This window comes from Bradyrhizobium sp. (assembly GCF_049512235.1).
Lineage (GTDB): Bacteria > Pseudomonadota > Alphaproteobacteria > Rhizobiales > Xanthobacteraceae > Bradyrhizobium.
The window spans coordinates 1-3,372 of record NZ_JBEKXH010000617.1 but is presented as its reverse complement, the minus strand read 5'-3'; the positions used below and the strand labels follow the sequence as shown (position 1 = coordinate 3,372).

General features: G+C 64.9%; 5 protein-coding genes. 4 read left to right on the top strand and 1 reads right to left on the bottom strand.

Going from position 1 to position 3,372, the window contains the following annotated elements:
- Both ABSG20_RS32775 and ABSG20_RS32770 read left to right on the top strand, forming a co-directional pair.
- On the top strand, positions 1-621 hold a 621-nt coding region (locus ABSG20_RS32775; RefSeq protein WP_423868594.1), incomplete at its 5' end, for a branched-chain amino acid ABC transporter substrate-binding protein.
- Positions 622-872: 251 nt separating this feature from the next.
- Positions 873-1,868, top strand: a complete 996-nt coding sequence (locus tag ABSG20_RS32770) for a P1 family peptidase (protein ID WP_423868593.1) — start codon at positions 873-875, stop codon at positions 1,866-1,868.
- Between the two features lie 40 nt (positions 1,869-1,908).
- On the opposite strand, the gene ABSG20_RS32765 is transcribed toward ABSG20_RS32770, so the two are convergent.
- Complete coding sequence (locus ABSG20_RS32765; RefSeq protein WP_423868592.1) at positions 1,909-2,703, bottom strand: EF-hand domain-containing protein; 795 nt, start codon at positions 2,701-2,703, stop codon at positions 1,909-1,911.
- Between ABSG20_RS32765 and ABSG20_RS32760 the strand changes: the two genes are divergently transcribed.
- A complete protein-coding gene (locus tag ABSG20_RS32760; RefSeq protein WP_423868591.1) occupies positions 2,702-2,881 on the top strand; it encodes a hypothetical protein in 180 nt (59 codons plus the stop codon). The two genes, ABSG20_RS32765 and ABSG20_RS32760, sit on opposite strands and share 2 nt — an antisense overlap.
- A gap of 129 nt (positions 2,882-3,010) precedes the next feature.
- On the top strand, positions 3,011-3,372 hold a 362-nt coding region (locus ABSG20_RS32755), incomplete at its 3' end, for a ribulose-phosphate 3-epimerase (protein WP_423868590.1).

The following is a 3,372-nucleotide window of genomic DNA, read 5'->3' as shown; positions in this document are numbered from 1 at the left end:
CTCAACGACAAGACCACCTATGGCAAAGGTCTCGCCGACGAAACCAAGAAGGCGCTCAACAAGGCCGGCTTTACCGAAAAGATGTTCGAGTCCTACAACAAGGGCGACAAGGACTTCACCGCGATCGTCTCGCGCATGAAGCGCGACAATATCGATCTGGTTTTCGTCGGCGGCTACCATCAGGAATCCGGACTGATCGTGCGCCAGATGCGCGATCAGGGTCTCCAGACCGTGCTGATGGCCGGCGATGCGCTGGCTGACAAGGAATTCGCCTCGATCACGGGACCGGCCGCCGAAGGCACGCTGTTCACCTTCGGCCCCGACCCGCGCAACAAGCCGACCGCCAAGGCGGTCGTCGAGAAGTTCAAGGCCAACAACATCGATCCCGAAGGCTACACGCTCTATACCTATGCCGCGATCCAGGTCTGGTCGCAGGCCGTGAAGAAGGCCGGCACCATCGATCCGAAGAAAGTCATGGCTACGATCAAGGCCGGCACCTGGGATACGGTGAACGGTACGCTGCAGTTCGATGCCAAGGGCGACATCAAGCAGCTCGACTATGTCGTCTACAAATGGGACGCCAAGGGCAACTACACGGAGATCAATCCCAAGGGGTCGTAAGGCCGAAACAGTTCCATCGCGACGTCCAGCGCCCCGGTTCCACCGGGGCGTTTTTCTATCCGCTGCAACAAGGCCGCCGGACGAAATTTCCGGCCCGGCAAACCTCAACGCCCGTTGCTTTCCGTGCGGCTGTCCGATCTCGGAAGAATGATCGGAATGGCCCTCGACAGCTGACGCGATTTTCAGGATGGGTATATCCCCGTGACGGCCGCCCGCGGCCCCACGGGATCGGGACCTGACGGATCTGCTGCTTGAAAAACCTGCTCACCGATATATCGGGCGTCCGCGTCGGACACGCCGATGACAAGGCGCTGGCGTCCGGCGTCACCGCGGTCGTGTTCGATCGCGCCGTGGTGGCGGCGATGGACGTGCGCGGCGGCGGGCCCGGCACTCGCGAGGGCGCACTGCTTGATGTCGCCAATACCGTCGAACGCATCGATGCCATAGCGCTGTCCGGCGGCTCGGCCTTCGGGCTCGAGGCCGGCGGTGGCGTGCAGGCCTGGCTCGCCGGGCAGGGCCGCGGCTTTGAGGTGCGCGGCGCGCTGATCCCGATCGTGCCCGGCGCGATCTGTTTCGATCTGTTGAACGGCGGCGACAAGAAGTGGGGCCGCTTCGCACCCTACCGCGAGTTCGGCTACATCGCGGCCGCCGCGGCCAGCGACACTTTCGCGCTCGGCAGCGTCGGCGCCGGGCTCGGCGCCACCACCGCCAATTTCAAGGGCGGTCTCGGCTCGGCATCGGCGACGACCAACGGCGGCGTCCGGGTCGGCGCCCTCGCGGTCGTCAACGCAGTGGGCAGCGTCACCGTCGGCGATGGGCCATGGTTCTGGGCGGCGCCGTATGAAATCGGCGGCGAATACGGCGGACGCGGGCTGCCGCCGGCGTTCACACCGGACATGCTGGCAATGCGGATCAAGGGCGCCGCCGCCGCGACAGCCGTGGAGAACACCACGCTCGCGGTGGTCGTCACCGATGCCGAGCTTTCAAAACCGCAGGCGCGGCGTCTTGCTGTGATTGCGCAGACCGGTTTTGCCCGCGCGATCTATCCGGTGCATGCACCGATGGATGGCGACGTGGTATTCGCGGCCGCGACCGGCGCGAAGCCGATTGATCCCCTGGTCGAACTTACCGAACTCGGTATGATCGCGGCCAATGTCGTGGCCCGCGCTATCGCGCGCGGCGTCTACGCCGCGACCGCGCTGCCCTTCCCCGGCGCATTGCCGGCATGGAAGGATCGTCACGGCTAGCTCACGACCTTACCGGCTGACCCTTCAGCAAACACCCGTTTCAGATGTTGAGCGAAAGCGACTGGGTTGCGCCGGAGGAAATCGCCTGGGCCTGGCGCTGGATCAGCTGTTCGAGGAGATTGTAGGAGGCCGTCGCGCTGCTGGACGACGTCGCGGAGCTGGCCGCGGGCGTGTTCAGCGTCACCGTCGAGCCGTCAGGATTGGTGATCGACGTGGTGGTCGAGCCGTCGCTGTTGGTGACTGACGTGCTGGTGGCACCCGCGAGTGCCTGCAGCAGCGGATCGGCGTTCGATCCGTTGGCACCGCCGGATGCGCCGGAGCCGCTGGAATCGCCCGATCCGCTGGAACCGCCGATGTGGGCGTGGTGGTGACCGCCCTTGCCGCCATCGCCCTTAAGCGCCGAGGACAATTCAGAGAGGCTGACCGAACCGTCGCCGTTGCTATCGAGCTTGTTGAAGACGGCGTCGGCCTGCGCGAGGTTGGTGCCGCCGGCGCCGAGCGCATTTTCGAATTCCGATTTGCTGATCTGGCCGTCGCCATTGGCGTCGAGCTGCGAGAACAGGTCCTGCAGCGCGGCGGACCGGCTGGTCGGTGCCGAAGTGGCGGTCGCCGTCGATGACTGGCCTTGCGCCGCGAGCAGCGCGCTCAGCGTCCCCGGCGCCAATTGCGAAAACCCGCCGGAGCCGACCGTCGAAGGCGAACTTCCTGACGACGCGGTAGAAGGGTTGCTCAGCGCATCGCTGAAGCCGGTCGACTGGGGTGACGACGTGCTCGATGAGGTCAGCGCTTGTACGGCATCCAGTGCGGATGACGCGGCGCCAAGGGCAAACAGCATGGCAATTGCTCCAAAACCAGCCGCGCGTGCGGCCTATGATGATCCGCCCAAGGGATCAGCAAACCCCGTGCCAGCAGAAAAAGCCAATGAAATGAAGGTTTCTGTCGCCGCGAAGGGTCCGGCGGCCCCGGCAATTGATGCCGTCACGGCAGAATTTTCCGCATCGGCCGAGCTTTGATCGTCCAAGCCGTGGCCTTTGGTTCGAGACGCCGCGCCACGATCCGGCCGCCGGCATTGCCGCCGGGCGGTGCGCGTGTTACGCGAACAACCCGCCGCAATGGCCTGTCATATCCGGGGGAAAGCGCACATGTCCACACAACTGGCGTCACGTCCCCTCGTCATCGCGCCCTCGATCCTGGCGTCGGATTTTGCCAAACTGGGCGAAGAGGTTCGCGCAGTGGATGAAGCCGGCGCCGACTGGATCCATCTCGACGTGATGGACGGGCATTTCGTCCCCAACATCTCCTACGGCCCCGACGTCATCAAGGCGATGCGCCCGCACACTCGAAAGATCTTCGACGCGCATTTGATGATCTCGCCCTGCGATCCCTATCTGGAAGCTTTCGCCAAGGCCGGCTGCGATCACATCACGGTGCATGCCGAGGCTGGCCCGCATCTGCATCGCTCGCTGCAGGCGATCCGCGCGCTCGGCAAGAAGGCCGGCGTCGC

Bases quoted from the DNA above. Each gene is read 5' to 3' on its own strand.
- ABSG20_RS32760 (WP_423868591.1), top strand. From the start codon at position 2,702: ATGGCAATTGCTCCAAAACCAGCCGCGCGTGCGGCCTATGATGATCCG.
- ABSG20_RS32765 (WP_423868592.1), bottom strand. From the start codon at position 2,703: ATGCTGTTTGCCCTTGGCGCCGCGTCATCCGCACTGGATGCCGTACAA.